General features: G+C 40.8%; 23 protein-coding genes. 3 read left to right on the top strand and 20 right to left on the bottom strand.

Annotated elements, in window-relative coordinates:
* Window positions 1–10: 10 nt before the first annotated feature.
* The 4 genes from acnD to I6F53_RS08320 form a co-directional block, all read right to left on the bottom strand.
* A complete protein-coding gene (gene acnD / locus I6F53_RS08335) occupies window positions 11–2,620 on the bottom strand; it encodes a Fe/S-dependent 2-methylisocitrate dehydratase AcnD (protein WP_197239142.1) in 2,610 nt (869 codons plus the stop codon).
* Window positions 2,621–2,779: 159 nt separating this feature from the next.
* Window positions 2,780–3,907: a bifunctional 2-methylcitrate synthase/citrate synthase gene (prpC, locus tag I6F53_RS08330; protein ID WP_197239141.1), complete on the bottom strand. Its 1,128-nt coding sequence runs from the start codon at window positions 3,905–3,907 to the stop codon at window positions 2,780–2,782.
* A gap of 48 nt (window positions 3,908–3,955) precedes the next feature.
* Entirely contained in the window at window positions 3,956–4,834 is an 879-nt protein-coding gene (prpB, locus tag I6F53_RS08325) for a methylisocitrate lyase (protein ID WP_197239139.1), read from the bottom strand.
* A 242-nt stretch (window positions 4,835–5,076) separates the two neighbouring features.
* Window positions 5,077–5,763, bottom strand: coding sequence for a GntR family transcriptional regulator (locus tag I6F53_RS08320; protein WP_197239138.1), 687 nt, complete (start codon window positions 5,761–5,763; stop codon window positions 5,077–5,079).
* 264 nt (window positions 5,764–6,027) lie between these two features.
* Between I6F53_RS08320 and rsmF the strand changes: the two genes are divergently transcribed.
* Window positions 6,028–7,479 carry a 16S rRNA (cytosine(1407)-C(5))-methyltransferase RsmF gene (rsmF, locus tag I6F53_RS08315; RefSeq protein ID WP_166421427.1) on the top strand — a complete coding sequence of 484 codons (1,452 nt, stop codon included), beginning with the start codon at window positions 6,028–6,030 and terminating at the stop codon, window positions 7,477–7,479.
* A 304-nt stretch (window positions 7,480–7,783) separates the two neighbouring features.
* On the opposite strand, the gene I6F53_RS08310 is transcribed toward rsmF, so the two are convergent.
* From I6F53_RS08310 to yceD, 14 genes are all read right to left on the bottom strand, one after another.
* The gene (locus I6F53_RS08310) at window positions 7,784–9,643 is read right to left on the bottom strand and encodes an alkaline phosphatase D family protein (protein WP_166421426.1); all 1,860 of its coding nucleotides are present in this window, start codon (window positions 9,641–9,643) and stop codon (window positions 7,784–7,786) included.
* 4 nt (window positions 9,644–9,647) lie between these two features.
* Complete coding sequence (locus tag I6F53_RS08305; protein WP_024600474.1) at window positions 9,648–10,427, bottom strand: TatD family hydrolase; 780 nt, start codon at window positions 10,425–10,427, stop codon at window positions 9,648–9,650.
* Window positions 10,428–10,542: 115 nt separating this feature from the next.
* On the bottom strand, window positions 10,543–10,869 hold the full coding sequence (locus I6F53_RS08300) for a PilZ domain-containing protein (RefSeq protein WP_002962367.1): 327 nt from the start codon (window positions 10,867–10,869) through the stop codon (window positions 10,543–10,545).
* Between the two features lie 11 nt (window positions 10,870–10,880).
* On the bottom strand, window positions 10,881–11,795 hold the full coding sequence (locus I6F53_RS08295) for a DNA polymerase III subunit (protein WP_197179583.1): 915 nt from the start codon (window positions 11,793–11,795) through the stop codon (window positions 10,881–10,883).
* A gap of 1 nt (window position 11,796) precedes the next feature.
* Window positions 11,797–12,423, bottom strand: coding sequence for a dTMP kinase (gene tmk, locus I6F53_RS08290; RefSeq protein ID WP_197179585.1), 627 nt, complete (start codon window positions 12,421–12,423; stop codon window positions 11,797–11,799).
* A gap of 5 nt (window positions 12,424–12,428) precedes the next feature.
* On the bottom strand, window positions 12,429–13,421 hold the full coding sequence (mltG, locus tag I6F53_RS08285; RefSeq protein ID WP_197179587.1) for an endolytic transglycosylase MltG: 993 nt from the start codon (window positions 13,419–13,421) through the stop codon (window positions 12,429–12,431).
* Window positions 13,415–14,230 carry an aminodeoxychorismate lyase gene (gene pabC / locus I6F53_RS08280; protein ID WP_197179589.1) on the bottom strand — a complete coding sequence of 272 codons (816 nt, stop codon included), beginning with the start codon at window positions 14,228–14,230 and terminating at the stop codon, window positions 13,415–13,417. Before pabC ends, mltG begins: the two co-directional genes overlap by 7 nt.
* 59 nt (window positions 14,231–14,289) lie before the next feature.
* Complete coding sequence (gene fabF, locus I6F53_RS08275; RefSeq protein WP_165727327.1) at window positions 14,290–15,528, bottom strand: beta-ketoacyl-ACP synthase II; 1,239 nt, start codon at window positions 15,526–15,528, stop codon at window positions 14,290–14,292.
* A gap of 222 nt (window positions 15,529–15,750) precedes the next feature.
* The gene (acpP, locus tag I6F53_RS08270) at window positions 15,751–15,987 is read right to left on the bottom strand and encodes an acyl carrier protein (protein WP_002962377.1); all 237 of its coding nucleotides are present in this window, start codon (window positions 15,985–15,987) and stop codon (window positions 15,751–15,753) included.
* Between the two features lie 250 nt (window positions 15,988–16,237).
* Entirely contained in the window at window positions 16,238–16,984 is a 747-nt protein-coding gene (gene fabG, locus I6F53_RS08265) for a 3-oxoacyl-ACP reductase FabG (protein ID WP_165740127.1), read from the bottom strand.
* 11 nt (window positions 16,985–16,995) lie between these two features.
* Window positions 16,996–17,922: an ACP S-malonyltransferase gene (fabD, locus tag I6F53_RS08260; RefSeq protein WP_197179591.1), complete on the bottom strand. Its 927-nt coding sequence runs from the start codon at window positions 17,920–17,922 to the stop codon at window positions 16,996–16,998.
* A 52-nt stretch (window positions 17,923–17,974) separates the two neighbouring features.
* Window positions 17,975–19,015, bottom strand: a complete 1,041-nt coding sequence (plsX, locus tag I6F53_RS08255) for a phosphate acyltransferase PlsX (RefSeq protein ID WP_197120176.1) — start codon at window positions 19,013–19,015, stop codon at window positions 17,975–17,977.
* A 12-nt stretch (window positions 19,016–19,027) separates the two neighbouring features.
* The gene (rpmF, locus tag I6F53_RS08250) at window positions 19,028–19,198 is read right to left on the bottom strand and encodes a 50S ribosomal protein L32 (protein ID WP_002962381.1); all 171 of its coding nucleotides are present in this window, start codon (window positions 19,196–19,198) and stop codon (window positions 19,028–19,030) included.
* Window positions 19,199–19,207: 9 nt separating this feature from the next.
* On the bottom strand, window positions 19,208–19,732 hold the full coding sequence (gene yceD / locus I6F53_RS08245) for a 23S rRNA accumulation protein YceD (protein WP_197179593.1): 525 nt from the start codon (window positions 19,730–19,732) through the stop codon (window positions 19,208–19,210).
* Between the two features lie 131 nt (window positions 19,733–19,863).
* Between yceD and I6F53_RS08240 the strand changes: the two genes are divergently transcribed.
* Window positions 19,864–20,463, top strand: a complete 600-nt coding sequence (locus I6F53_RS08240) for a Maf family protein (RefSeq protein ID WP_197179595.1) — start codon at window positions 19,864–19,866, stop codon at window positions 20,461–20,463.
* A 9-nt stretch (window positions 20,464–20,472) separates the two neighbouring features.
* Here the strand turns inward: I6F53_RS08240 and I6F53_RS08235 are convergent, their stop codons facing one another.
* On the bottom strand, window positions 20,473–21,135 hold the full coding sequence (locus I6F53_RS08235) for an HAD-IA family hydrolase (RefSeq protein ID WP_197239137.1): 663 nt from the start codon (window positions 21,133–21,135) through the stop codon (window positions 20,473–20,475).
* Window positions 21,132–22,091, bottom strand: coding sequence for a 23S rRNA pseudouridine(955/2504/2580) synthase RluC (rluC, locus tag I6F53_RS08230; RefSeq protein WP_166421417.1), 960 nt, complete (start codon window positions 22,089–22,091; stop codon window positions 21,132–21,134). Before rluC ends, I6F53_RS08235 begins: the two co-directional genes overlap by 4 nt.
* Window positions 22,092–22,863: 772 nt before the next feature.
* Here rluC and rne point away from each other — a divergent pair.
* Window positions 22,864–26,040 (top strand): ribonuclease E, encoded by a 3,177-nt coding sequence (gene rne, locus I6F53_RS08225; protein WP_197239136.1) that lies wholly within the window; start codon window positions 22,864–22,866, stop codon window positions 26,038–26,040.
* The last annotated feature ends 309 nt before the right edge of the window (window positions 26,041–26,349 follow it).

The following is a 26,349-nucleotide window of genomic DNA, read 5'->3' as shown; positions in this document are numbered from 1 at the left end:
GTATTTGCCCTTATGCAGATTGCGTTGCTTCTAAAAAGTCTTGTGCAAAGCGTTGTAACACGCCACCAGCAGCATAAATAGAAAGCTCTTCTTGGGTATCTATTCGGCACTTCATAGGCACAGTAAGCACTTCACCATCCTTACGGGTAATACTTAAATTAACTGATGCACCTGGTTTTAAATCACCTGCAACGTCGTACGTTTCGCTGCCATCAAGCTTTAGCGTTTTACGGGTTGTACCCGCTTTAAATTCAAGTGGTAAAACGCCCATACCAATTAAGTTAGTACGGTGAATACGCTCAAAACCTTCAGCTGCTATTACTTCAACGCCTGCAAGCCTTACGCCTTTTGCAGCCCAATCGCGCGACGAACCTTGCCCGTAATCGGCACCCGCTACAATAATAAGTGGTTGTTTACGCTCCATGTAGGCTTCGATTGCTTCCCACATACGTGTATTAGTACCTTGTGGCTCTAGCCGTGCGTACGAGCCTTGCTTAACCTCGCCGTTTTCATCAAGTACCATTTCATTTAGCAGCTTTGGATTGGCAAAGGTTGCGCGCTGCGCTGTTAAATGATCGCCTCGGTGCGTTGCATACGAGTTGTAGTCTTCCTCTGGCACGTTCATTTTGGTCAGGTATTCGCCAGCGGCACTGCTTGCCATAATCGCGTTTGATGGCGATAGGTGATCGGTTGTAATGTTATCGCCAAGAACTGCAAGCGCGCGCATACCGGTCATTGTGCGCTCACCCGCAAGTGCACCTTCCCAATAAGGAGGGCGACGAATATACGTACTTTCTGGGCGCCAGTCGTAAAGTGGGTCGTTATCTTCACCGTAATCTACGGTTAAATTAAACATCGGCTCGTATACTTTTCTAAATTGCTCAGGCTTAACGCTTTGCTTAATTACTGCATCAATCTCTTCATCTGATGGCCATAAATCTTTAAGCGTAATATCGTTGCCTTGTTGATCTTGCCCTAGTATCCCTTTTTCAATATCAAAGCGAATAGTACCCGCAATCGCGTAGGCTACAACTAAAGGAGGTGACGCTAAAAATGCTTGCTTAGCATAAGGATGAATTCGCCCATCAAAGTTACGATTGCCCGAAAGCACCGCTGTAGTGTATAAGTCGCGATCGATGACTTCTTTTTGAATAACAGGGTCAAGCGCACCGCTCATGCCATTACAGGTAGTACACGCAAAGCCCACAATACCAAAGCCAAGTTGCTCAAGCTCTGTAAGTAGGTTTGCATCTTCAAGGTATGATTGCACCGCTTTTGAACCCGGTGCTAATGAGGTTTTAACCCAAGGTTTACGCATTAATCCCTTAGCATTTGCGTTACGCGCAAGTAGTGCAGCGGCAATTACATTGCGTGGGTTACTGGTATTAGTACAGCTAGTAATAGCGGCAATAATACACGCGCCGTCAGGCATTAAGCCTTCTTCATTTTCAACAACGCCCGAAATGCCTTCTTTAGCTAAATCACTGGTTGATACACGGCGGTGCGGATTAGATGGACCCGCAATATTACGCCCCACGCTTGATAAATCAAACGTAAGCACACGCTCGTATTTTGCGGTTTTTAAGCTATCGCTCCAAAGGCCAGCTGTTTTTGCGTAATTTTCTACAAGGGCAATTTGTTCTTCTTCGCGGCCTGTTAAACGCAAGTAATCTATTGTTTTATCATCGATATAAAACATAGCTGCAGTTGCGCCAAATTCTGGCGTCATATTCGAAATGGTTGCTCTGTCGCCAAGAGTAAGCGCGTCAGCACCTTCACCGTAAAACTCTAAATAAGCAGATACAACACGTTGCTCGCGTAAAAATTCAGTAATAGCGAGCACAATATCGGTTGCGGTAATACCAGGTTGGCGCTTACCTGTTAACTCAACACCTACAATATCGGGTAAGCGAATATAAGAAGCACGGCCTAACATTACGCTTTCAGCTTCAAGCCCACCTACACCCACTGCAATAACGCCCAGCGCATCAACATGTGGCGTGTGGCTGTCGGTACCTACTAAAGTATCTGGGAACGCAATGCCATCTCGGTTTTGAATAACCGGCGACATTTTTTCAAGATTAATCTGATGCATAATGCCGTTACCTGGCGGGATCACGTCAATATTTTTAAAGGCAGTTTTAGTCCAGTTTATAAAGTGAAAACGGTCGTCATTTCGTCTGTCTTCAATGGCGCGGTTCTTTTCAAATGCATCAGGATCAAAACCGGCATGCTCTACCGCTAACGAATGGTCAACAATTAATTGCGTAGGCACTACTGGATTCACTTTTGCCGGATCGCCGCCTTTAGCTGCAATCGCATCACGAAGTCCTGCTAAATCAACAAGTGCCGTTTGGCCTAAAATATCGTGACACACCACGCGCGCCGGATACCACGGAAAATCTAAATCTTGCTTGCGTTCAATTAGCTGGTTAAGTGCATCGGTTAACATGGCAGGATCGCATCGGCGTACTAGGTTTTCGGCAAATACACGTGATGAATAAGGTAGCGTGGCGTATGCACCTGGCTTAATTGCGTCTACAGCTTCTTGCGTATCGTAGTAGTCGACATTTGAGCCCGGTAAAGGTTTACGGTATTGGGTGTTATTAATTATGGTCATAATAAGGGTTCGCTAATTTGGTGACGGATGTAATACCAATTTTTATGGAGAGTGCAATTGGTATTTTTCAAGAAAGGCTTTAGGTTTGCAGTTGTTTTTATTATATAAAGCATTAAAGCCGTAAAAGGTGAGCCACTGGCTCACCTTAGTTAAAAATAATTAACTTCTTGATTCGATTGGTGTGTAACTACGTGCATCAGGCCCTGTGTAATCGGCACTTGGGCGAATAATACGGTTGTTAGCACGTTGCTCTTTTACATGCGCAGTCCAACCAGTAACACGGCTCATTACAAATATTGGCGTAAATAACTTAGTCGGAATATCCATAAAATGATAAGCAGATGCATGGAAAAAATCGGCATTACAAAACAATTTTTTCTCGCGCCACATAATCTCTTCACAACGAACTGACACAGGGTAAAGCACAGTATCGCCTACTTCATCAGCTAGCTTTTCAGACCACTTTTTAATAATTACATTACGTGGGTCCGATTCGCGATAAATCGCATGGCCAAAGCCCATAATTTTGTCTTTACGTTCAAGCATGCCCATTACTTCTTGTTCGGCATGTTCTGGGCTTGTAAAACCTTGAATCATATCCATAGCTGCCTCGTTAGCGCCGCCATGAAGTGGACCACGCAACGTACCAATCGCGCCTGTTACACAAGAATGAATATCAGAGAGCGTTGACGCACACACACGACCCGTAAAGGTAGACGCATTAAACTCATGCTCTGCGTATAAAATTAGTGATACGTTCATCACTTGTGCAAACAACTCGCTAGGTGCTTTATCGTGTAATAGCGTTAAAAAGTGTGCACCTACAGAATCGTCATCTGTTTGCGTTTCAATACGTACACCATCGTGTGTAAAGCGGTACCAGTAACAAATAATACTTGGGAACACAGCAACCATACGGTCAATTGCATCATCGGCTTGGCTAAAATCAAGTTCTGTTTCAAGGTTACCCAACATTGAGCAGCCAGTACGCATTACATCCATTGGATGCGCGTCTTTAGGAATATTTTCAAGCACGGTTTTAAGTGCATCTGGTAAGCCGCGTAAGCTTTTTAACTTTGCTTTATATTCAGCCAATTCGCTAGTGGTTGGTAACTCACCGCGTGAAAGTAAAAAAGACACTTCTTCAAACTGCGCTTTTTCGGCCAGTTCGCTAATGTCATAACCACAATACGTTAAACCAGAACCACTTTGCCCAACAGTACACAATGCTGTTTGACCAGCCACTTGTCCGCGTAAACCCGCGCCGCTTAATGCTTTATCTACCATGATTTTCTCCTATCTTAAATTTGTGTGTGATATCTGTTCTAATAATTATTATTTGTCAGATTTTGATGAAAAAAGTGTATCGAGTGTGTTCTCGTACGTGTGGTAATCTAAAAAGTCGTAAAGCTCTGAACGCGTTTGCATATTTTCAATTTGGCTTTGTTGCGAGCCTTCATTTAAAATTGCTGAATACACGTTGAGTGCTGCTTTGTTCATGGCTCTAAATGCGCTGAGTGGGTAAAGGACCATTTCAACGCCTACATCACTTAACTGCTCTTTAGTGTAAATAGGTGTTTGGCCAAATTCAGTAATGTTTGCCAAAATGGGAGCATTAATCGCTTTTGCAAATGCTTGGTAATCAGCAAGGTCGTGCACGGCTTCTGCAAAAATAGCGTCAGCACCGGCTTCAACACACGCAGCTGCACGGTCTATCGCGGCGTTTAAACCTTCTTTTTGAAATGCATCGGTACGCGCCATAATATAAAAATCGCTATCGGTTCTTGCATCAACCGCCGCTTTAATGCGGTCAACCATTTCACCTTGGCTTACAATCTCTTTGTTAGGACGATGACCACAGCGCTTTTGCGCTACTTGGTCTTCTATATGAAAACCCGCCGCACCGGCTTTAGTCATTTCTTTTACTGTGCGTGCAATGTTAAACGCACCGCCCCAACCGGTATCGGCATCAACTAACAGCGGTAAATCGCTCGCGCCTGTAATACGGCGAATATCTTCAAGCACGTTATCAAGGCTTGTCATACCTAAATCAGGCATACCAAAAGAGGCATTTGCAACACCGGCACCTGAGAGATAAATAGCTTGGTGGCCCATCTTTTCTGCCATCATCGCTGTGTATGCGTTAATAGTGCCTACAACTTGTAACGGGCGGTTATTGGCAATAGCCTGTTTAAATTTCAATCCTGCTGACATTACTTTCTCCTCACTTTGAACGGTTGCTACGTGGAGTAACTTATATTTAATCTGTAATTGTGACTGTTTAACTGTTCTGCTTAACTTTTAGAAGCTCATACCAATCTGTATGGGTATGAGGTCTATTTAACGATAAGAAAATCGTTCTGTAACTAGGCAATAATTTTTATGTTTAGTGGTTCTAAATAAAAAATTCTTAACGACGTTATAGAGCTATTTAATCCGTTAAATTGTTCGAATACTTATACTGATTGGTATACATCAAATTTGGTTTGAATATTTGCTTGCGATGCGCTTATATGGCGCTTCATTAGCATTTCGGCCAGTTCGCCGTCATGGTTTTCTATCGCGTTAATAATAGCTAAGTGCTCATCAAACGCTTTAGATACACGCGGCCCCACCATACCCATTTGCACACGGTACATGCGTATTAGTTGATAGAGCTCATTACACAACAAATGAATTAAATGCGCGTTTTTACTGCCTTGAATAATACGGTAATGAAAATCTAAATCGCCAGCCTCTTGATAATAAGACTCGCCCTCTTTAACACGCTGTGTTTGTAGGTGCTGATTAAGTAATTGCTTTAAGCCTTTTACTTCTTCTGGTTCCATATTGTCGGCAGCCAACCTACATGCCAAGCCTTCAAGTGAGCTGCGAACTTGATAAACTTCAATCAAACGCTCAGCGGTAAGGGCAACTACGCGGCAACCTACGTTAGCTTTACGCTCAACAAGGTAGCAACTCTCTAAGCGATTTAACGCTTCTCTAAGCGTTGCACGGCTTACGCCATAACGTTTTGCAAGTTCTGGCTCTGATATTTTACTACCTTGAACTATAGTGCCTTCAACAATCTCACGGCGCATATCTACAAATACTTGATCTGATGCGGTAGTTATAGGCGCTTCGTTTAAAAATGTGTGTGTCATAAGTTATTTTTTAGATTGTCGACAATTCATATGGTCACTATGTGCTTATTAAAAAAACATGTCAACCCTAAAACCCAATAAAAAGACTAAAAAACACCCCAATTGTCGACACTATTAATCTAAAGTCGTATATAACTGGTTTTAAAATAAGCTGGCGCAGTAAAGTGTCGACATAAATTCAAAGTAGTTAATATGGTTTTAGCACTGAAAACACCTTATATAAATGCTATTATCGCGCTTTATTTTTATAGTATGAGCTAACGCGTGAACGCCAACACTTTTATTCCTGAGCACTTTATTGATGACGTAAAAACCTATTTACCAGCGCATCTAAACTTAGATGACTTTTTAAATGCGTGTCGCAGGCCGCTCAGAAAATCTATTCGCGTTAATACATTAAAAATTAGCATTGAAGAATTTGTAAAACGTGCAGCTAAAAAAAATTGGCTACTAACCCCAATCCCATGGTGCAATGAAGGCTTTTGGCTAGAGCGCCCAAGCAATGAAGAGCAAAATCTAGCTCTAGGTAATACCGACTTACACCTAAGCGGTGCTATGTACGTACAAGAAGCAAGTTCAATGTTGCCACCTATCGCATTAAAGCAAAGTATTGAACTAGCAGACCCTCAAAATAACACCGTGCTTGATATGGCATCTGCGCCGGGTTCTAAAACATCACAACTTGCAGCACTTATGAATAACCAAGGTGTATTAGTTGCTAACGAGCTTTCGTCTTCACGTTTAAAAGTACTTAGCGCCACGCTTAAACGCATGGGCGTTGGTAACTGTGCGCTCTCGCACTTTGATGGCGTTATATTTGGCAGCTACATGTTTGAATGCTTTGACAGCATACTGCTGGACGCGCCCTGCTCTGGCGAAGGCACAGTACGTAAAGACGCCGACGCACTAAAAAACTGGTCAATAGAATCAAACATACAAATTGCTCAAGTACAAAAAGACTTAATTAAAAGCGCATTTTACGCATTAAAGCCAGGTGGCACGTTAGTGTATTCAACCTGCACACTTACCCCGCTCGAAAATCATCAAGTATGCGATTATTTACTCAATGAATTTGGTGACTACATAGCACCGCAATCCCTAAGCGACTTATTTGAAGGTGCAAGCAGTGCTACTACCGCTGAAGGTTATTTACATGTATGGCCGCAAACATTCGATAGCGAAGGCTTTTTTATTGCTAAATTTAAAAAGCACGCAAGTTGCAATAACCCAAATCAAACTGTTAAAAAAGGCGCATTCCCGTTTAACGAGTTTGATAAAAAGCAAAGTGCCGCGTTTATGCAATCGCTTAAAAAACACTTTGGGTTAACTACCTTGCCAGGTAGTTTAATGCAGCGCGATAAAGAACTGTGGTTGTTCCCTGAAGGGTTTGAAGCCGTACAAAATAAAATTAAATACGCACGTTTAGGCATTCAAATTGGAATTATTCATAAAAACGGCGTAAGGCTAACGCACGAGTTTGCTACTGTGTTTGGCAATGAGTGTAAAACTAATATTTACGCGTTAAATAACGAGCAAGCAAATGATTATTTTCAAGGTAAAGATATACGCTTAGCTGAGGCAACTCAAACAATAGGTGAAGTAGTATTAACGCTGTGTGGTTGCCCTATTGGGCTGGGCAAATGGCAAAAAAATAAGATTAAAAACTCATTACCACGCGATCTAGTGCAAAATACGCAGTTAATAAGCTGGGGTTAAACTAAAGTACAAATTACACATAATTAATCTAATCCTTTGTTATCAAATGTAACCAGGTGGCAAAATTAGTTATGCTTTATTGAGTACCTTTACTATAGTTTTTAGTACTTTCTTCTTCTCCCTAACGAACCAGAAAGTTTTTAGTTAACGCTAGGCTCAATTTAGAGTCACTTTATAGCCCAGAGGTTTTTATAAGCCTTTGGGCGTTTTTATTTGCAGTTTCTTCTATAAACAGTACTACTTCTTACTTTCTCAAACGCTTTACCAAGCGTGCAAATTTACGGTTAACTTGTAGATGAGCAACTTACTGTTCTTCTAAATCAAACTCAGTTAAATGCCCTTCGCCATGAATCAGTTGGTAGCGGGCTAAGTTTCCTTGCTCTAGTGTTATTAAACTAATAGCTGAGTCGCTTACTAAGTATTTTTGCCCTTCACCTATGGTTTGGTGTTTATCTACTTCCATATGCCAACGTTTGGTAAAAAAGTTTAAGGGGCTTTTGGGGCCGTATAGAATTGAATCTAGTTTATCGAGTATGTTTATGAGTTTACGCGGGAACTCGTTTTTAATACCACTAGCGGTAAGTTGCCAAATTCGATTGGGGTGATCGCCAAAACGCTTTTGCACTGAAAAGCAAAATGAGTAATGTACATCACCCGATAAAATTAGCGTTTCGTTTGGGGTGTCGGTTCGTCTAAACGTATCGAGTAGCTTTTTGGCCGAGCCTTCGTGCGCCATCCAGTTTTCTACATCGACCATGAGCGGTTGGCCACATATATTAAAAGCAGCCTGTATGGCTTCTATTGATTTAACTCCAAATACAGGAGCTGGCGATACAATAATAACTTGGTCGTGGCTTAATAGGCTTTCTTCAAGTTCTGTGAGACGTTCCCAATCAAGTAGACCTGAGGGCTCGTTAAAGTTTTGCTCATTTCGCCAGCGGTGCGTACGCGTATCTAGTACCACTACTTTAGGTATGGTGGTAAGTTCGTAATGCCAAAAACTAAAATCGTTTAGTGGTTTATCAAATGCTTTAAACTGCCAAATATTATTGTTGTTTTTACTTTGCTTAAACGCAGTTAAGAGCTCACCCGTTTTATTTAGTGCATCGTTCCCCATACCTTGGAACAACCAATAGCTAATTAAGCCGTTATTAATGATTCGTTTACTACTTGGGTTTTCGTTTATAGCTTGCTCCCACCCAGCGGTGAGGTTCCAATCATCGGTTACATCGTGATCGTCAAACATCATTAGTGTAGATACATTGGCAAACAACCGCTCTACTTCACCTAAGCCTTTTGCATAGTCAATTAAAGCTGTTTTTTCAGCGTTAAAAATAGTTTTATTTTGCTCGCTTTGACCTATATACGTCGTGTTTTGTATATCGACACATTGCCAAGCAGCAGCACTAAAATTTAATAAATAAAGTGCTATGTATTCTTCAAAATGGATAAGGTGATTATACGCTTTTACACTTGAAAAATGCGGTTCGTCTTTTTTTAGCCAGTAACCCACACCTAACTTTGAGCGTTTTTGCCAAGGCGTTTTTGGTAAGAACAAATGGCGATTATAAAGTTGCTCATTTATATCGTCTGGTAGCTCAATTGCCAGTGGTTGCTCTTTATAGATACCTAAGGCTTTAATTAACTGATGAATAGCTAACAACATGGGCCCTGCTACGTCATCGGCATAAACCTGATCACCGCTCAGTAATAATAACTGTGCGCCTTGATTATTATTAACGCGCTGAGTATTTTGCCAGTGACTTGCAGACACTAAACTGTCTTTTGCTGGATGATGTGCATTACGACACGAGCCATGCAAAATATCACTGAGTTTATTGGGGATTACAAATGCAGGCGTTGTTTGATTGCTATAGCACCAAGGCGATAAATCAATTATTGCATCGTCAATGATTAGCTCATAGCTTAATAATTTATCTACAGGAAACAGATTTTCTACTGGTTTTATAACAATAAAATGCAGGTATAAGTGCTGGCCTAAAGCGATAGTTTGTTGTTCGCTATAACACTCTACATTTAATAAGTTTATTTGGCAGCTAGCCGATTTGGAGGTAGCAAACTGAATGCAGACTCCAGTTTGCTCTGCACGGCGCACCATTGGCCCCATTAGTAAAATAGGAAGGTTTGCCGTGTGAGTTTTCATGTATTTAGCCTTTAGCTGCTAATTTAAATAAAGAATAAAAGTTTTCTGTAGTGGCTTTAGCAAGCTCGTTAAAGCTAATGCCTTTAAGCTCACTAATATAATAAGCAACATCTTCTACGTACGCTGGCTGATTTGTTTGCCCACGATACGGTACCGGTGCTAAATAAGGAGAGTCTGTTTCTATTAGTAATCTATCCAGCGGTATTTGTTTTACTACTTCTTTTAGTTCAATAGCATTTTTAAAGGTAACTATGCCCGAAATAGAAATATAAAAGCCCATGTCTATGGCTTTTTTAGCCATATCCCAGTCTTCGGTAAAACAATGTAGTACACCACCGCAGTTTTCGGCTTTGTGCTCACGCATTAAATTAATGGTATCGCTGCGGGCATCACGAGTATGAATAATTAACGGTTTTTGTAATTCGTTAGCCACTTCAATATGCCCAACAAAGCTAGCTTGCTGCACTGCATGAGTATCTTTTGAATAGTAGTAATCAAGACCCGTTTCGCCAATAGCAACGACTTTTTCGTGTGAGGCTAAGTCGATTAGTTGCTGTTTATTAAGGGCGTCTTTTTGATCAAGTGGATGTACACCGCATGAGGCTGAAACATCGTCATAATGCTTAATTTTATCAAGCATGCTTGGAAACTGATCAAGCGTTACGCTTACACATAAAAAGTGCTCTATTTGCTTTGCACGTGCTTTATCAAGAACTTGGTCAAGGTTTAAGTCTAGCTTATCAAAATCAAGACGGTCTAAATGGCAATGAGAATCTACAATCACTATAAGGCCTGTATTATGTTCAGGGTTTAAATTTGTTCTTTTAATTTATTATGTTAGTAATTAAAAGAACCCAATATAGGGTGGCGTTAATCTCAATGAAAAACTGACCCTATAACTACATGGTATATGTTTGATCGCCTGAGTTTAACATAGTCCCAAGGAGCTTTTCGATTTTAGCGTTTAGGTTTGTTTTATCGTCTAAAAAGCTAATACCAATACCTGGAGGGTTAGAGCTTTGTGCCCCTTGTGGTGTTATCCACGATACTTTACCTGTTACTACATCATCTTCTAGTGCATCGGGCAAAGTAACTCTAAGCGCTAATGAATGCCCTGCTTCGTAACGCATATTAGTACGTACAAATAAGCCACCTTTTTTTAAGTAAGGCATATAGCAACGGTATAACTCGTCTAAATCGTCTATGTCTACTAGTAGTTCTTGCATGATTAATCCTTTTAAGAATTTCGCAATGTGTATGCTAATCGTGATACAGCAAGCGGTAAATTAAGGCCAAGTACTTGTGTGTTATTTTGTAAGAACTCGCCTAATGCATTTTGCGCACTTTGATAAGCGTCAAAACTCATGCCTTGCAGTAATTGCTGCTTTAGTTGCACGCTTAAAAATAAAGTAAATATGCGAACAAGTTCAGGCTGTTTATTTATTATATCGACTAACGCTTTGAAATTATGGCTTTGTTTAAACTCAGTTGCAAACTTATACAGTGTATCAATATTTTTTAGCTGGTCTTGCTGTTGCCAATGCTTTACTTGCAGCGGTTGGTTATAAAAAAGTGCTAGCCAACTATAGTTAGGTATATCTAATGTCTCTAGCCATTGCTGAGCAAGTGCTGTATTAGTTATTTTTACGTCACTTTTAGCACATCGACTTAAAATAGTTGCAGGGAGCTGTGCTGGTTGGCTTGTAGTTAATATTAAAAAGCGGCTATTGGTTGGCTCTTCAAGTGTTTTTAATAATGCGTTAGCAGCTGCAGTGGTCATTTTTTCGCAATTTTCGATTATCGCAACTTTATTGCCATTTTGCGCAGCTGAGTGATTCATAAAATCACTAATGCCGCGTATATCATCTACGCCTATGCTTTGCCCATCAACTTGCGTTAAACGCTTATCGGGGTGAGTACCCGCAAGAGTAAGTAAACAGCTTTTACACTGCCCGCAAGGTTTTAGCATACTATTTGGCGCTGCTACCTGCTTAGCAATATTTTGGCATAGCAAAGCATTACCAAGCTCATCACTTAATTCAAATTTACCTACGCCAACAGGCCCACAAAATAATTGCGCATGATGAAAACGCTCTGCGCGATAACTTTGTGCTAAACGTGCTTGAGTATCATGTAGCCAAGGCAATGGCATATTATTTTAAGCCTTCAAAAAATGAATGCAGTACATTGGTTATATCACGATGTACTTTATCAATACTTTGGTTTGCATCGACCGTTTTAATTGTGTTGTCGTCATTAGCAAGCTCTAAATAACGCATACGTGTACGCTGAAAGAACTCAATAGCTTCTTGTTCAATACGATCAAGCTCACCACGCCCTTTTGCACGTTCAAGGCCTATCACTGGGTCAATATCGAGGTAAATAGTTAAATCGGGTTTTAAGCCCTTTAATACCATTGAAGAAAGTGAAGCTAATGTATTTGAGCTAATACCACGCCCACCGCCCTGATAAGCCTGAGACGATAAATCATGACGATCGGCAAGTACCCATTGGCCTTTATCAAGCGCTGGGGTAATAACATTGTGCATTAACTGCGAACGAGCTGCGTACATAATAAGCAGCTCGGTTTCAAAGGCGATTTCTTCTTCATGTTCTGCTTTTACAAGCGTACGAAGCGATTCAGCCAATGGTGTGCCGCCAGGTTCGCGCACGTTAATGAAGTCTATTTTTTGTTTGTTTAAAAAGTCTTGGCATAGCGAAATAGCGGTTGATTTACCCGCGCCTTCTAGCCCTTCTATTACTATAAATTTTGATTTCATAAAACTTAATTCTTTTTATTTAATATATACGTTTTAACTGCCGCATTATGCTGCTTTAACGTGGTTGAAAATTGGTGGCTACCGGTACCATCGCCTTTTGCTACAAAGTAAACGTATTCACTTTGAGGCGGATTAACTGCTGCTAAAATAGCGGCTTTTGAAGGCATTGCAATTGGTGTTGGCGGCAAGCCATTAATGCGATATGTATTGTAAGGCGTATAATCGCGCAAATCTTTGTATTTAATATCGCCATCAAAATCGGCGCCTAGTCCGTATATTACGGTTGGGTCTGTCTGTAGGCGCATATTAGTGTTTAATCTATTAACAAACGCTGATGCAATTAGCGGACGTTCGCTGGCAAGACCTGTTTCTTTTTCAATAATTGAGGCCATTATAAGTGCTTCGTATGCTGTTTTGTAAGGGAGATCAGCTGCGCGCTGCTGCCAAGAATCGTCTAACGTTTGCTGCATTTTTTGTGCGGCACGTTTTAATACACTGCTTGCGGTATCGTTATTATGATAATGGTAAGTGTCGGGAAATAACCAACCTTCTAGATGCGTATTTGTACCCAGTATTTGTGTACTTAGTTCATCACTTTTTAAATCGTTTTGTAAATTATTGGCCTTTTTAATAGCACTTAGCACTTCACGTAAGTTTTGCCCTTCAATTATGGTAAAACTAAAGTTGATTTGCTGGCCTTGATTAATTTTTTTTACGTTGTTGATAACGCTATCGGCTGTTAGCTCGTAAAGCCCCGCTTTTAAATCGGTAAGTGTTGGGTCTAATTTGGCAATTACCTGATAACGCCAGCAACTCTCTACCCAGTTATTAGCTTGCCATTGCTGACATAACTTATTAAAGCCAGTGCCATGCTTAACTTCAAATTGTGTGTTTTTAGCTACCTTTAGCGGGCTATTTATTGTTGCTTGTAATTGCTGATAACCAATAGCAGTGGTTATAACAGCTAAAAAAAGTACCGATAAAATAACTTTTAACACTCAGCCTCCTTGGCTAATAATTTAGTTAATAATGCGTGGCTGTCGTCTGTATTAAATACTTGTTGCTCAATACGTTTAACAGGCACTGCTCCCATTAAGCTATTACACACAAATACGGCGTCTGCTTGGGTTAAGTCTTCTACTTTCACGCGTTTAAATTCAACAGGCAATTTATCACATAACGATTGTAGATAAACGCCCTTTATTCCGCACTCATCAAGCAATGGCGTAAACACACACTTATTTTTAATCGCAAAAATATTAGCGGCTGAAGCTTCTATTACATTATTGTTGTAATCGAGCACTAACACATCGTCGCAGTTTTGTGTTTGCATTGCTTTTTTAATTAATACTTGTTCTAGCCTGTTTAATGTTTTGAGGCCTGCTAAATAAGGCTGAGCAGCTAATTTAATCGGGCTTACTTCTAGGCTCACACCCTTTTTAGCAATCGCACTATAATTACTAGGGTAATCTAATACACTCAATAAAATAGTGACATTACACTCACTGGGTAGCCCATAACCACGTCCGCCTTCGCCGCGCGTTACCAGGATTTTAAGCACATTTAGCTTTGCGTTTTTTATGTAGTGAGTAATTTGGTTTTCAAGGCTAATAAAGTCTAACTCAGGAAAACCCAAGCGCTGTGCGCATTCAATCAAACGCGCTTTATGATAAGGCCAATACTGTACTTGCCCTTCAATAACCTTAGCCGTTGTAAAAAAGCCATCACCGTAATTTAAGCCCCTGTCACGCGTGCTTAAAGTGCTGTTTTGATCTGCTGCTATTATTGTTTGCATTTTGTTTGGCATATAAAAAAAGCCCAGTTAAACAACTGAGCTCTTATAATTTGATTCGTTGTTAAAAAAGATTATACCTTTTTAAATAGCAACGAGCCATTAGTACCACCAAAACCGAACGAGTTACACAGTGCAAAGTCTAACTTTGCATCACGTGCAGTGTGAGCGATATAATCTAAGTCACACCCTTCGTCTGGGTTATCAAGATTGATAGTTGGCGACACTTTTTGATCTGTCAGCGATAAAATCGAAATAATCGATTCAACCGAACCTGCAGCACCTAACAAGTGACCCATCATCGATTTAGACGAGCCTACCATTACATCTTTAGCTGCATTACCAAAAATAGACTTAACAGCCGCAGTTTCTGCTTTATCGCCTGCATTTGTAGATGTGCCGTGTGCGTTAATGTAACCAATTTGCTCTGCATTTACTTGCGCATCATTTAGTGCGTTTTGCATTGCAAGTGCCGCGCCCGCACCATCTTCTGGTGGTGACGTCATGTGGTACGCATCACCACTCATACCAAAGCCTACAAGCTCAGCATAAATTTTAGCGCCACGTGCTTTAGCATGTTCGTACTCTTCAACTACAACAACACCAGCACCGTCAGAAAGCACAAAGCCATCGCGGTCTTTATCCCAAGGGCGAGAAGCCGCTTGTGGATCGTCGTTACGTGTTGAAAGTGCACGTGCAGCATTAAAGCCACCCATACCAATTGGGGTACAGGCTTTTTCTGCACCGCCAGCAACCATTGCATCTGCATCGCCGTAGGCAATCATGCGCGCTGCATGGCCAATATTATGCAAACCAGTTGTACAAGCAGTTACAATTGAAATATTAGGACCACGAAGTCCATGCATTATTGATAAATGACCTGAGATCATATTAATAATGGTAGACGGCACATAAAATGGTGATAACTTGCGCGGACCACTGTTTAATAGCTTAATGTGATTTTCTTCGATAAGTGTTAAGCCACCAATACCAGAGCCCACGGCTACACCAATGCGTGCTGCGTTTTGCTCAGTAATTTCAAGGCCTGAATCTTTAAAGGCTTGAACACCCGCTGCAATACCGTACTGAATAAACAAGTCCATTTTTTTAGTATCTTTCGCTGACATGTATGCAGTTGCATCAAAGTCATTTATTAAACCAGCGAATTTAGTACCAAATTTTGATGTATCAAAGTGCGTTATTGTTTGAATGCCACTTTTACCATCTAATAAGCCTTGCCAGGTTGATTGAACATCATTACCTAGCGGCGTCAACATTCCTAAGCCAGTTACGACAACTCGACGTTTAGCCACGGTTTGCCTCCAATAAGGGGAATTTTACAAGGGGATGTCATACCCAAGCTACCTCAAAGTGCTAGTCCCAAAATAGATTAAAAACGCATAACACAATCAAAATTAATTTTTAGCTAAAATTGAGCATTGAGTCTTAAGTCTTAAGTCTTGAATCACGAACTTTGAGGTGGTTTGGATATAAAAAATTAAAGGCAGCGGATGCTGCCTTTAACGTGCGATTAATTACTCAGCGTGTGCTGTAACGTAATCGATAGCAGTTTGTACTGTAGTGATCTTCTCAGCTTCTTCATCTGGGATCTCAGTATCAAACTCTTCTTCAAGAGCCATTACTAGTTCAACAGTATCAAGAGAATCTGCACCTAGGTCATCTACGAAAGAAGATTCATTTTTAACTTCTTCTTCTTTAACACCTAGTTGTTCAATGATAATTTTCTTTACGCGTTCTTGGATATCGCTCATTCTTCTTTCCTTTATTAAAAACGCCAATGCGTTATTTTCAGATTGCGGCGTAGTTTACGCCGCATAATTCTCTGATTCAATGATTTGACCATAAATAATTGTCTGGTCAAACCTCTGAGTGTGTGTTTTGTCTTTTATCGCTTATTTTCGCAGCGATTTCAAGTATGTTTAAAGCAAGTTCACAAATAATTCAATGTTTTTGAGGTAACTTACTTAACTTTATCAAGTAGCAATGTGGGTACAATGGCTATTAAACCATGTACATCGCGCCATTTACATGCAAAGTTTCGCCTGATACGTACGCAGCCGCGTCAGATGCTAAATAACATACTGCAGCCGCAATTTCGTCAGGTTGACCTAAACGCCCTGCTGGAACATTTGCAAGCGTAGCTGCTTTTTGCTCATCAGTTAAGTTATCAGTCATGTCTGTTTGAATAAAACCAGGTGCGATAACGTTAACGGTAATACCACGTGATGCAACTTCGCGCGCTAGTGACTTAGAAAAACCAATTACACCCGCTTTAGCCGCTGCATAATTAGCCTGACCTGCATTGCCCATAGTACCCACTACAGAGCCAATGTTAATAATACGGCCTTTCTTTTTCTTCATCATTGGACGAAGTACCGCTTTAGATAAACGGAAAACTGAGCTTAAGTTGGTGTCGATTATATCGTCCCACTCAGTCTCTTTCATACGCATTAATAAGTTATCGCGTGTAATACCAGCATTATTTACAAGTACGTCAATATCGCCTAAATCTGCTTTTATTGCAGCAAGTGTTGCTTCTATTGATGCAGGATCGGTCACGTTTAATGCATAACCTTTACCGTTTTCACCTAGGTACTCACTAATTTTAGCAGCGCCTGACTCACTTGTTGCAGTACCTGCAACTTTAGCGCCTTGTGCAACTAATGTGTTTGCAATTGCTTTACCAATACCACGGCTGGCGCCAGTAATTAGGACAACTTTGCCCTCTAATGAAAATAAATTAGACATTTTATATACTCTTATTTAGCTGCAGCGATTGAAGCGGCGTCGTTTACCGAACCACAAACCATTGCTTTATCAATTCGTTTAGCTAGTCCTGTTAATACTTTACCAGGACCAAATTCGTAGCTTTGTGTTACATCTTGTGCAACCAAGGCTTGTACTGTTTCTGTCCAGCGAACTGGGCTGTAAAGCTGGCGTACTAGTGCATCTTTAATTGCATCAGCCGACGCTTGTGCTTTTACATCAACATTATTAATTACATCACACTTAGGTGTATTAAATGTTAAAGCGGCTAAGTCTGCTGCTAGCTTGTCAGCTGCTGGCTTCATTAACTCACAATGTGACGGTACACTAACAGAAAGTGGTAATGCGCGTTTAGCACCTGCATCTTTACATGCTTGCGATGCTCTCTCTACTGCCGCTTTATGCCCTGCAATAACAACTTGACCAGGAGAATTGTAGTTAACTGGAGATACAACTTCACCTTGTGCTGATTGCTCACACGCTGTTTTAATTTCTTCATCGCCTAAGCCAATGATAGCAGCCATTGAGCCTACGCCTGCTGGTACAGCTTCTTGCATGTACAAACCACGGTTTTCTACAAGCTTTACAGCTTCGCTCAAGCTTAATACGTCGCTACATACTAACGCTGAGTATTCACCTAAGCTGTGACCCGCCATAACAACGTCTGTATCAGGGTTAGCTGCTAACCAATCACGGTAAATAGCAACACTTGCGGTTAGTAATGCAGGTTGTGTGCGGTGGGTTTGATTTAATTTTTCTTCTGGGCCATTAAGAACTAGCTCTGCTAAGTCGTAACCCAGTGCATTTGACGCTTCTGCGAATGTTGCTTTAACAATGTCAGAACTCTCTAGTAGCTCTTGTAACATACCAACGCTTTGTGAGCCTTGACCTGGGAATAGAAGTGCAATTTTTTGTGCCATACTTTGCTCTTTTTAATTAAACAAATAAATAATGAAATACACGGCACATCAATTATTGATTAACCGCCGTGTCTTTAGAATGTGTTTTTTCGAAAATAGCGGCTATTTTATCAGGAAGTTGACGTTCAACCTCTTTTACCGCTTCATCAATTGCTGCTTGAAATGCTTTAGCTGACGCATTTCCATGACTTTTAACGACAATACCGCGCAATCCTACCAGAGAAGCACCGTTATACTGGTCGGGGTTCACCCTTTTATAGAGTTTTTTTATTATTGGGCGCAATATAAACGCCATACATTTATATAAAAGGTGCTTTTCGAGTGCGGTTGTAAACTTATTCATAATAAGTTTGGCAATGCCTTCACATGTTTTAAGTGCCACGTTACCCACAAATCCTTCGCATACAATTACATCAGCCTTACCCGAAAAAATATCACTTCCTTCGCTGTAACCAATATAATTAATATGTGGGCTTTGCTGCATTAATTGTGCAGCTTGTTTAATGTCGTCGTGGCCTTTAATGTCCTCAGCGCCAATATTTAATAGACTAACGCGAGGATTATCTAAACCAAGTGCTTGCCCAGCAACAATAGAGCCCATAATGCCAAACTGATAGAGCATTTGCGCATCACAATGCACATTAGCACCTAAGTCGAGTAAGTATACTGGGTTTTGGCTTTCTGTAGGAACAGATGAAATGAGTGCGGCACGTTTAACACCTGGCAGCATTTTTAATACATAGTGAGCCATAAAAAATAGTGCGCCGGTATTACCGGAGCTGACACATGCTTGAGCCTCGCCCGATTTAACTAAATCAAGGGCAACACGCATAGATGAATCTTTTTTTGAACGCACAGCAATTGCAGGTTCGCAGGCATTAGTGACTATTTCACTACAGTGACGAATTATGAGTCTAGGATGAGGTAGAGAATCGAGGGATTCGAGTTCTTTAGATATAACGTGTTCATTGCCACATAAAATGAGAGTTAAATTGGCATGAGCATTTACCGCACAAACGGCAGCAGGAATAGATGAACGGGGGCCGTAATCGCCCCCCATCATATCTAACGCTATGGTTAGATCTTTCAGCATATAAGTAATCTCTTATTTAGAAATTACTTGAACGCCTTTGTAGTAACCATCTGCAGTCACATGGTGACGACGATGAGTCTCACCAGATGTTTGATCTACAGTTAAAGTTGGACCACTGATCGCATCGTGTGAACGGCGCATGCCGCGTCTTGCACGAGACTTTTTGCTTTTTTGTACAGCCATAGTCTTCTCCTAAGAATCTTTCTTAAGTTGTTTCAAAATATCAAATGGATTAGGTTTATCATCTTCCGCCTTTAATACACCAAAGCTGGCAGGCTTTGCTGAATAACTGCATGAAGCTTCGTTGTGGGTAGCCACTAATGGAACTGCTAAAATTAGCTCGTCTTCAATTAAATCAAAAACGTTAATTTCACCATTTTCATCAAGCGTTACTTCATCGTAGTCTTCTGGAAAAATATCCAACTCTGTATCTTCACCTACTGGTGAATATGCAAAGTCTTGAACCAAATCCAACCCTAAATCACCATTACAACGTTGACAAATGACAGTAACGTGTGTGGACAAATTGCCTCTAATCACAGCGAAACCTTGATCATCGTTTTTGCAATGTATTTTTACCGCTATTTCACCTACTTCTTCCTGCACAACTTTCTCTAAACGAGTAAGTTTTTCAAGCGGTACAATTCCGTCATACTTTAAACGGTGCTGCGCTGCTTTGCCTGGATGAAGAGTGATGGGAATTTTCACCTTTTGCATAGGGGCTGCATCATATAGATAGTTAGTTTGTTAGTCAAAGTAAAAAACCATTTTTACTTGGTTTTTAACGTGTTTTACTCTCGGATCTGATTTATCCTAACTCAATCTGAATTATTGAAGGAAAACAGTCCGTGAAGCACCCACTCATTTTAGCGTCAAGCTCGCCTTTTAGGCAGTCTTTATTACAAAAATTTAATTTACCATTTGATACGTTTTCACCGGATGTTGACGAATCAGCACTTGAAGCCGAAACACCTACTGAACTGGTTAAGCGTTTAAGTGAATTAAAAGCCTCAGCGGCTAATAAACACTTTAACAAAGGGTTAGCTATTGGATCAGACCAAGTAGCTGTGTTTAATAATCAAATTTTAGGTAAACCGCATAATAAACAAAATGCCGTAAAACAACTAAATTTATTTAGCGGTAATACTGTAACATTTTTAACAGGGCTTTGTGTTTACGATATTGTAACTGGCACTAAAAAAACGTGTGTTGAACCCTTTGATGTTACTTTTAAAATACTTAGTGATACACAAATTAGTGCTTATTGCGACGCAGAGCAGCCTTATAACTGTGCTGGTAGTTTTAAAAGCGAAGGGTTGGGTATTTGTTTATTTGAAAAACTAACGGGTGACGATCCTAATAGTTTAATTGGATTGCCATTAATTAAACTCAGCCAATTACTGGCTGAGTTTGGTATTGATGTGCTTACTGCTCAGGACAAGTTCTAGTTAAATAAATTAACCAAGCAGAACCTGCTGCAGCTGCAGATAGTTATCTACCGTTGCAATAGGGCTAAGCTCATTTAGTTGCTGAGCGTTGTGTACGCCCATAGTTACACCAATTCTATCCATGCCAGCGGCTTTTGCCATGTTCATGTCTATTTGAGTGTCACCAATCATTACAGCGTCATTAGCGCTTATGCCAAGTTCTTCTAGTAATTGATACAACATATCTGGAGAGGGCTTAGATTGCGCTTCGTCGCTAGTACGCGTTGCACTAAAAAAGTGGCGCAATTTACTTTGTTCAAGTAAACGATCTAATCCATCCCTACCTTTACCTGTAGCAACGGCTAAAACAATGCCCTGCTCTTTTAAGGTACCTAAAACGCTGGCAACATTGTCAAATACAGGAGTAGGTGTGGTATCCACACTATATTGATGCTTATAACCAGAAATTAACGCTTGATGCTGCGCTGCATTATTGGGAAATAAAACGTCAATTGCTTTTTCAAGCGACATACCAATAATGTTTTTAATGGCTTCGTCACTAGGTGGCACTAAATTAAGTAACTCGGCGCTACTACGAATACAGTTAACTATTTTAGTGACTGAATCCATAACAGTGCCGTCCCAATCAAAAATAACGAGCTTATATTTTTTAATTGGAGTCACTGCAATCACAGTTTTGCATCACGTAATTTTAGTAATGTACTTTTAAGCGTTTTATCCAGCGGTGCTTCTACTCGCATCGTTGTTTCGTTTTTAGGATGATAAAAAGTTAAATCGTGTGCGTGTAAAAACAATCGGTTTAAACCAACTTTACGCATAGAATCGTCAAAACCCTGATCGCCGTATTTATCGTCGCACGCTATTGGGTGGCCTTTACATTGCGTGTGCACACGAATTTGGTGCGTACGTCCTGTTACAGGCGATGCTTGTACCAATGAGCAATCGTTAAAGCGCTCTAATACTTTAAAACGAGTATGTGAAGGTTTACCCTCAGTGTTATCTACGCGTACTACGCGCTCACCCGATTTAAGAGTGTTTTTACGCAGCCCTTCGGTAACGTTTTTAGTTTTAGAATCCCACTGCCCTTCTACAAGTGCCCAGTAGTTTTTTTCCATTGTTTTTTCACGAAGTTGTTCATGCAATGCGGTTAACACCGAACGACGCTTCGCGATAAGTAAACAACCCGATGTATCACGGTCAAGCCTATGAACTAGTTCAAGGCTGCGCTCTTCTGGGCGAAGTGCTCGTAGTGCTTCAATTAAACCATAACTTAAGCCACTGCCACCATGAACAGCCATACCTGATGGCTTATTGATAACGATGAGGTATTTATCTTCAAATAAAATATCGTTTTCAAGGCGCGTTACTTTGTCTAACTTTGATGGAACAAATTCTTCACGCTCAGCAACTCTGATAGGTGCAATACGCAGTACATCTTCAAGCTGTAGTTTATATACAGGCTTAATACGCTTTTTATTAACACGTACCTCACCTTTGCGCAAAAGTTTATAAATAGCGCTTTTAGGCACCCCTTTTAAATGGGTAATAAGAAAGTTATCAATACGCTGACCTAAATGGTCTTCGTTGATCGTGACATAAGTTACTTGTAAGTCGTTTTTTTCTGACATTGCCTAATCACTAATTTAAGTAAAATAATTTAGTTGCTAACACTGTAATAATAGTGGGATAATCAGCAGCGCAAATATTTAGTATTTGCAAATAACAACGGTGCTTTTTAACACATTAAAACATTCGTGATGCACATTCTGGGTAGCCGATCATACAGATCCGAGTTAAGTTTTCCAAAGCTTTTATGCCTCCTCAGTTAACACGTGCGATCAATTAACGGCAATGCGCGTAATATATTGCTGGTTAAGTTTGAACATGAAACGATTTTTAACGTGCTAGAGAAAGCAATGAACAGATAATTTGTCTGATAGTGACGACGTAAAAAACGTCGTTCAGCACTAGCTCAATTATTGTAGTACCGTACAGCAGCTTATTTAGAACTAAAAAAATCTAATAAATAAGCGTTCATTAACATCGGCAGCGATTTTTGCTCTTAAAACGGATATTAGCGATACATCAGTATGTATTGCTCACCAACTTAATGAGCCCTACGCGCCTAATATGAATGATATTTAGTAAGATTAATATGACAGGCCGACTTCTGGGTAAAACTTGTAAACGTAGCTGAAAAGCCGACAGTTTTAGCACCATTAAGAATTTAATAGCGATAATAATTGCTATTGTTTGCCAGCATTTAAAATACTGCATACGAGAAACAGAGCCGTTCCGTTAAAGACCCAGTCGTGAGGCTGCACATTCTAAAAATAGGGACAACTGAACAGGCGAGAAAAACATCGTCATGTCAGCGACATAAATAAGTAGAGTAACAATATGAAACGTATGCTAATCAATGCAACGCAGCAAGAAGAAATGCGCGTAGCACTGGTTGATGGCCAGCGCCTTTATGATTTAGATATCGAAAGCCCAGGTCACGAACAGAAAAAAGCCAATATTTATAAAGGCAAAATCACTCGCATTGAACCATCTCTTGAAGCAGCATTTGTTGATTACGGTGCTGACCGCCATGGTTTCCTTCCTTTAAAAGAAATTGCCCGTACTTACTTCCCTGCAGGTTACACTTTTCATGGTCGCCCTAATATTCGCGACGTGATCAAAGAAGGTCAAGAAGTTATAGTACAAGTTGATAAAGAAGAGCGTGGCCAAAAAGGCGCTGCGTTAACTACTTTTATCAGTGTTGCTGGTAGCTACTTAGTGCTTATGCCTAACAACCCACGTGCTGGCGGTATTTCTCGTCGCATTGAAGGTGATGAACGTACTGAACTTAAAGAAGCATTGGGTCGTTTAGAACTTCCTAAAGGTATGGGCTTAATTGTGCGTACTGCCGGTGTTGGTAAATCGTTTGAAGAATTAAACTACGATTTAAAAGCATTATTAGTACATTGGGAAGCAATTAGACAAGCAGCCGATAGTGCTAAAGCGCCATTTTTAATACACCAAGAAAGCAATGTAATATTCCGTGCGATACGCGATTATTTACGTCGTGATATTGGCGAAATTTTAATTGATAAACCACGTGTTTTTGAAGAAGCTAAAGCGCACATTGAGCGTTTTCGTCCTGACTTTATGAGCCGTGTTAAGCTTTATCAAGGCGATACTCCTTTATTTACGCATTACCAAATTGAAAGCCAAATTGAGTCTGCGTTCCAGCGTGAAGTACGTCTGCCTTCTGGTGGTTCAATTGTAATTGACCCAACTGAAGCACTAACGTCTATCGATATCAACTCGTCTAAAGCAACTAAAGGCGGCGATATTGAAGAAACAGCACTTAATACTAACTTAGAAGCAGCTGATGAGATTGCACGTCAATTACGTCTTCGTGACTTAGGTGGTTTAATTGTTATCGACTTTATCGATATGACGCCTCCACGTCATCAACGTGAAGTAGAAAATCGTTTAAAAGATGCTGCTCGTCCAGATCGTGCGCGTGTTCAAATTGGTAAAATTTCACGCTTTGGTTTACTTGAAATGTCGCGTCAGCGTTTGCGTCCTTCATTAGGTGAAGCAAGCCAAGGACCATGCCCACGTTGTAGTGGACAAGGTACTATTCGTTCAAATGAATCTATCGCACTTTCTATTCTTCGTTTAATTGAAGAAGAAGCAATTAAAGACAATACAGCACAAGTAAATGCACAAGTGCCTGTTGCCGTTGCTGCTTATTTATTAAATGAGCAACGTCGTAGTGTTCATCGCATTGAAAAGCATCACAAATGTGACGTAGTGATTATTCCTAATCAACATATGGAAACACCACATTACGAAGTTATGCGTTTACGTAAAGACGAAACACTTGAAACGGTAAGTTACGGACAAGTTGTTGCGCCAGAACCTGAAGCATTTGAGATGTCAAAATCACCAAGTGCACCAGTACGTGAAGAGCCAATGCTAAAAGGTGTTGTAATGCCTTCTACACCAGCTCCACAAGCAACGCCTACTCCAGTAGCTCAGCCTGTAGTGACAGAGACTAAAACTGAAGGTGGCTTGTTTGAAGCAATCACTAAATGGTTTAAATCGTTATTTGCAAGCGAAACAGTAGAAGAGAAAAAAGAAGCTGTAGAAAAAGAGCAGCAAGAAGCGCGTAATAACGCTCGCCGTGGTAACGATAATCGTCGTCGTAATAACAACCAACGTCGTCGTAATAATAACCCGCGCACTAATAAACCACGCAATGAGCGCCCTGCAGCTGAAGAGGAAGTTAAAACAGACTCACCAGCAGCAACTAGTACTGAGACTCAAGAGAGAAGCGAGAACCGTAATAAGCGTCGTCGTAACCCTAACTCTCGTAAGCGCCCAGAGCATAAAAGTGAAGAAAAAGATCAAGTTAAAACTGAAACTCCTGTAAAAGCAGAAGTAGAAGTAGAAACTGATTCTAAGCCAGCTCAGGCTGTAGAGCCTAAAGAGCAAAAGCCTAAAGTTCGCCGTCAACGTCGTAACATACGTAAAAAAGTACGTCTGCAAGATGAAAACGCTGAGCAAGCTAACTCAACAGAGCAAACACCTGAACAAGCGGTAGTGACTGACACTCCACAAGTTCAAGAGCAAGCACCAGTTGTAGAAAAGCAAACACAAGCTCCGGCAGAAAAAACAGCGCATATTAAAGAAGAGAAAGTTGATATTGAAACTGTTGATTCTAACGATGAAACAGCAACTACAGAAGATGAGCAAGAGCAAACACGTACACGCTCACGCCGTTCTCCTCGTCATCTTCGTGCATCTGGTCAACGTCGTCGTCGTCCTGAAGGTGAAGCAGAAGTTAAATCTGATGAAGCCCCTGCATTTGTTCCAGTTGCTGATCAAGCAGCTGCAGAATATGAAGCAGAACTTAAAGCTAAATCTGAAGAAACACCTGTAGATGCAGCGCAGCAAATTGAACAAGCCGTTGCCGTTGAAGACTTAGCAAAAGTTGAAGCTGTAGAAGAGCCAGCTAAAGTTGAAGCGCCTGTAGTAACTGAAGAGCCAGCTAAAGTTGAAACTCCAGTAGCAACTGAAGAGCCAACTAAAGTTGAAACTCCAGTCGTAACAGAAGAGCCAGCTAAAGTTGAAGCGCCGGTGGTAACTGAAGAACCTGCTAAAGTTGAAGCGCCAGTAGTAGCTGAAGAGCCTGCTAAAGTTGAAACTCCAGTAGTAACTGAAGAGCCAACTGAAGTTGAAACTCCAGTAGTAACTGAAGAGCCAGCTAAAGTTAAAACGCCAGTCGTAACTGAAGAGCCAGCTAATGTTGAAGCGCCAGTCGTAACTGAAGCTCCAGCAAAAGCTGAAACTCCTGTTGTGACTAAAGCACCCCATGTGAAAACAGCGGTAACTCAAGGGTCTGCAAGTGCACCAATGGCACAGCCTACTCCTGTAGCTGATAGCGAAGTAAAACATACATCTGTAGCAATGGCTCACGATAAGCGTGAACTAGTGCCAGACAGTGGTTTACGTGCAGGTTCTATCAAACCTGCTGGTCGTGCAAGCTCTGCAACGACTAAAACAATGAGTGTTGATTAATAACTAACACTCATTAAAAAAGCCCCGCTATTTAATAAATAGCGGGGCTTTTTTGTTTAAACGCCTAAAAGCCTGACCTATCAAAAGATTAAACACATAAAAGCGATGCTTTTCGCGCAAGCAAGCTTTGCGCCTTGTATCTCTCATTGATAAATGATTAGCTATCATTTATCACATCGAAGTCAGTGAGCTTGCCTTTGCGTCTAGTATTTAATACTGCTCCGTAGATAAAGCCCTGACTTTCTATTCTCAGAAACTGAATGGTATCCAAGCACACTTTTTTTAAGTAGATGCTGTATGTACAAGGGG

Origin of the sequence: Pseudoalteromonas sp. SWN29 (genome assembly GCF_015864465.1) — a bacterium.
Lineage (GTDB): Bacteria > Pseudomonadota > Gammaproteobacteria > Enterobacterales > Alteromonadaceae > Pseudoalteromonas.
Note: the sequence above shows the minus strand (reverse complement) of the source record. Positions and strands in the feature narration are given on the sequence as shown.

Bases quoted from the DNA above. Each gene is read 5' to 3' on its own strand.
- acpP (WP_002962377.1), bottom strand. From the start codon at position 15,987: ATGAGCGATATCCAAGAACGCGTAAAGAAAATTATCATTGAACAACTA.
- acnD (WP_197239142.1), bottom strand. From the start codon at position 2,620: ATGACCATAATTAATAACACCCAATACCGTAAACCTTTACCGGGCTCA.
- I6F53_RS08295 (WP_197179583.1), bottom strand. From the start codon at position 11,795: ATGCCATTGCCTTGGCTACATGATACTCAAGCACGTTTAGCACAAAGT.
- I6F53_RS08300 (WP_002962367.1), bottom strand. From the start codon at position 10,869: ATGCAAGAACTACTAGTAGACATAGACGATTTAGACGAGTTATACCGT.
- prpB (WP_197239139.1), bottom strand. From the start codon at position 4,834: ATGTCAGCAGGATTGAAATTTAAACAGGCTATTGCCAATAACCGCCCG.
- rpmF (WP_002962381.1), bottom strand. From the start codon at position 19,198: ATGGCTGTACAAAAAAGCAAAAAGTCTCGTGCAAGACGCGGCATGCGC.
- rluC (WP_166421417.1), bottom strand. From the start codon at position 22,091: ATGTCAGAAAAAAACGACTTACAAGTAACTTATGTCACGATCAACGAA.
- plsX (WP_197120176.1), bottom strand. From the start codon at position 19,015: ATGCTGAAAGATCTAACCATAGCGTTAGATATGATGGGGGGCGATTAC.
- yceD (WP_197179593.1), bottom strand. From the start codon at position 19,732: ATGCAAAAGGTGAAAATTCCCATCACTCTTCATCCAGGCAAAGCAGCG.
- fabG (WP_165740127.1), bottom strand. From the start codon at position 16,984: ATGTCTAATTTATTTTCATTAGAGGGCAAAGTTGTCCTAATTACTGGC.
- I6F53_RS08320 (WP_197239138.1), bottom strand. From the start codon at position 5,763: ATGACACACACATTTTTAAACGAAGCGCCTATAACTACCGCATCAGAT.
- pabC (WP_197179589.1), bottom strand. From the start codon at position 14,230: ATGCCAAACAAAATGCAAACAATAATAGCAGCAGATCAAAACAGCACT.
- fabD (WP_197179591.1), bottom strand. From the start codon at position 17,922: ATGGCACAAAAAATTGCACTTCTATTCCCAGGTCAAGGCTCACAAAGC.
- I6F53_RS08310 (WP_166421426.1), bottom strand. From the start codon at position 9,643: ATGAAAACTCACACGGCAAACCTTCCTATTTTACTAATGGGGCCAATG.
- prpC (WP_197239141.1), bottom strand. From the start codon at position 3,907: ATGGTAGATAAAGCATTAAGCGGCGCGGGTTTACGCGGACAAGTGGCT.
- rne (WP_197239136.1), top strand. From the start codon at position 22,864: ATGAAACGTATGCTAATCAATGCAACGCAGCAAGAAGAAATGCGCGTA.
- tmk (WP_197179585.1), bottom strand. From the start codon at position 12,423: ATGAAATCAAAATTTATAGTAATAGAAGGGCTAGAAGGCGCGGGTAAA.